Consider the following 3,212-nt stretch of genomic DNA (forward strand, 5'->3'; position numbering starts at 1 on the left):
GATGAACCAATTTCAGCATTAGATGTATCAGTTCAAGCATCTGTTGTTAAATTATTACAACGTTTACAAAAAGAAAAAGAGCTGACTTATCTGTTTATCGCGCATGATCTTTCGATGGTTAAATATATTTCAGACCGTATTGGCGTTATGTATTTGGGGCAGATGGTAGAATTGACTACTTCAGAGCAACTATATCATGAGCCGCTTCATCCATATACACAAGCTCTATTATCGGCAATTCCTATTCCTGACCCAGATATTGAAGAAGAAAGAGAACGAATTATTCTAAAGGGAGAGTTACCGAGCCCGATAAATCCACCATCAGGTTGTGTGTTCCATACTCGTTGCCCAATGGCACAGGAAGTTTGCAAACATATTGAACCAAGATGGCTTGAAAAGGAACAAGGTCATTTTGTTGCTTGTCATTTATATGATGATGAAGTAATGAAAGCAGAGAAAGAAGCTTCTACGACGACTATGTAAAAATAAAATGGTAAAGAAGTAATCAAAAATTACTTTTAAGAGTTGAAATAAAGAAACGCATTTTGAACAAAGTTTCCAGTTCAAAATGCGTTCTTTTCATTTGTTAGGATTTTCGTGTTAATAAACATGTAGATTCATTGCATTAGTAAAGAAATTCTACACATTTTGCAAAGAATCAGTTGTGTTTATTTTAGATTTTGTCATTTGGAAAATTGGGCTTTTTGATGAATAAAAATAGACAATCAGCTAAATTTCCACTTGAGCTTGTTCTTTAGTTAATATGGCTGTTGTGTAATCTCCACCATGAATTTGAGAAAACATCTTACCAGCAGCATTCAATAGTTCTGTACATTCCTCTTCGGATACGGAAGGGCGAAGGTAGAATAATTGAATGGCATCCGTTGTATTTTCCGTAACTGCAGTACGTTTCGAATCAACAAATGGACTACCAAATGGCCCTTTGGCATCTCGTGAATAAGCAATATTCTTCAATGAGTTATAGCGACCGTTTAATCCCTCATATCCGGTTTCTTCTTCACCAAGTGATAGTGTAATGTTCCCATCTATTAAATTGGTATCATAAATACCAATTGGAACTTCATATTGCAGTGAGAAGAAATTATTCAAATCAACTGCTGAATGGAAAGGTGTTAAATAATTTTGTTTTGCAATCCGTCGCATTAAACTTTCAGCAGAATGACGATATCGATTTTGGTCTGCACCTAAAGTCTTCCATGCAGTACGCCATTCTTTAATACCTGGTCTTTCAGTGACAGGCTGTTCTTGTAATTCTAGAAAAAGGTTTTCTTGATATAACTGTGTACGACCTTTAATCATTTGAGGAGATTCTGCAACGATAATTTTGGTATAATGGATAATGCCGATTTTAAATGTTGGAACTATACTTGTTAAAGAAGTGTCCAATGAAATTTTTATCACGATACATCACCTAATCATATATTTTTTTCCAGTTTATCATAGAGAGGAAGTGAAACCAAATGAACATCATCGAACTAAAGCAAGAGCTAATAACTTATGCAAAAAGTATAGGCATCGATAAAATTGGTTTTACTTCTGCTTCACCATTTAGCGAATTGAAGAATCATTTACTTCGTCAGCAAGAGTTAGGCTATCAATCTGGATTTGAAGAATCAGATATAGAGAAGCGAACAGAGCCAAAACTATTACTTGAGGAAGCAGCAAGTATCATTGCAATTGCGATCGCTTATCCATCCAGAATGAAGGATGCTCCTCAAGGGAAAAAAGGCGCAAGAAGAGGGATTTTCTGCCGTGCTTCTTGGGGAACAGATTATCATACAGTTTTACGTGAAAAACTCGCTTTACTAGAAGCTTTTCTAAAGGAAAAGGTACCTGGTTGCCGTCTACGTTCAATGGTCGATACTGGTGAATTATCAGACCGAGCAGTTGCTGAACGTGCAGGAATCGGTTGGAGTGCAAAAAACTGCGCAATCATTACACCTGAATTTGGATCTTATGTCTATTTGGGAGAAATCATTACCGATTTACCATTCGAATCAGATGAGCCTATGGAAGATCAATGCGGAGATTGTCGACTTTGCTTAGATGTCTGTCCAACTGGTGCACTTATACAAGGTGGACAACTCAATTCACAGAAATGTGTCGCTTATTTAACACAGACGAAAGGATTTTTACCAGATGAATATCGTCTTAAAATAGGTAACCGTATATATGGCTGTGATACTTGCCAAACTGTTTGTCCGAAAAATAAGGGGAAACTTAATTGGATTCATGAGGCGCTTCAACCAGATCCTGAAATTGCCAAACCGTTATTAGAACCTCTACTTACGATTTCTAATCGTCAATTTAAAGAAACTTATGGGCATATTTCGGGTTCTTGGAGAGGAAAAAAGCCAATTCAACGTAATGCCATTATCGCACTGGCACATTTTAAAGAAACGTCAGCTCTTCCTTCTTTAATAGAAGTTTTCCAAAAAGACGAGCGCCCAGTTATCCGGGGTACTGCCGCATGGGCAATTGGTAAAATTGGTGGAGAAGGTGCGGAAGAAGTATTACAAGAAGGTTTACTTCATGAAGAAGATGAAGAAGTTAAGGTGGAAATACAAAAGGGTTTAACATTATTAGCAGAAAAATAAAGGAAGTGTCTCGAAGTGTCTTTACACATCGTATTATATCAACCAGAAATTCCAGCAAACACAGGAAATATTGCAAGAACTTGCGCAGGAACAAATACGAATCTACATTTAATCCGTCCACTTGGATTTTCAACAGATGATAAGATGTTAAAAAGAGCCGGTTTAGATTACTGGCATAGCGTTAATATCACATATTACGATTCAGTAGAAGAATTTTTTGAGAAGAATGCTGGTGGATCGATCTACTATATCGAAACTTTCGGTACTAAACTGTATTCTGACTTTGACTTTAGTAATCCGGAAGAAGAGATTTTCTTTATGTTCGGAAAAGAAACAACCGGTATCCCGAAAGAATTAATCCAAGATCATCAAGATAAATGTTTACGAATTCCACAAAGTGAAAATATACGTTCATTAAACTTATCAAATACAGCAGCAATTGTAATTTTCGAAGCATTACGTCAACAAGGCTTTAGAGGAATGCATTAAGTAAAGAGGCAAATGAGAAGGCTTGGCGTTCTGTAGAAAAAGAGAGGGACACTGAAAAGGGTTCGTTTGGTATTTCGAAATCTTACCCAACATTTGATATAGAAC

General features: G+C 36.5%; 4 protein-coding genes. 3 read left to right on the plus strand and 1 reads right to left on the minus strand.

Annotation, left to right across the window (positions count from 1 at the left end):
• The coding region (locus tag ABE048_RS12750; RefSeq protein ID WP_430311643.1) for an oligopeptide/dipeptide ABC transporter ATP-binding protein at positions 1-483 on the plus strand (483 nt) is incomplete at its 5' end.
• Positions 484-729: 246 nt separating this feature from the next.
• Here the strand turns inward: ABE048_RS12750 and ABE048_RS12755 are convergent.
• The gene (locus ABE048_RS12755) at positions 730-1,419 is read right to left on the minus strand and encodes a B3/B4 domain-containing protein (RefSeq protein ID WP_430311646.1); all 690 of its coding nucleotides are present in this window, start codon (positions 1,417-1,419) and stop codon (positions 730-732) included.
• Positions 1,420-1,481: 62 nt separating this feature from the next.
• On the opposite strand from ABE048_RS12755, the gene queG reads away from it, so the two are divergent.
• Complete coding sequence (gene queG / locus ABE048_RS12760; RefSeq protein ID WP_430311644.1) at positions 1,482-2,618, plus strand: tRNA epoxyqueuosine(34) reductase QueG; 1,137 nt, start codon at positions 1,482-1,484, stop codon at positions 2,616-2,618.
• A 15-nt stretch (positions 2,619-2,633) separates the two neighbouring features.
• On the plus strand, positions 2,634-3,107 hold the full coding sequence (gene trmL / locus ABE048_RS12765) for a tRNA (uridine(34)/cytosine(34)/5-carboxymethylaminomethyluridine(34)-2'-O)-methyltransferase TrmL (protein WP_430311645.1): 474 nt from the start codon (positions 2,634-2,636) through the stop codon (positions 3,105-3,107).
• Positions 3,108-3,212: the final 105 nt, after the last annotated feature.

It is taken from the genome of Rummeliibacillus pycnus (assembly GCF_050459865.1).
GTDB classification, from domain to species: domain Bacteria; phylum Bacillota; class Bacilli; order Bacillales_A; family Planococcaceae; genus Rummeliibacillus; species Rummeliibacillus pycnus_B.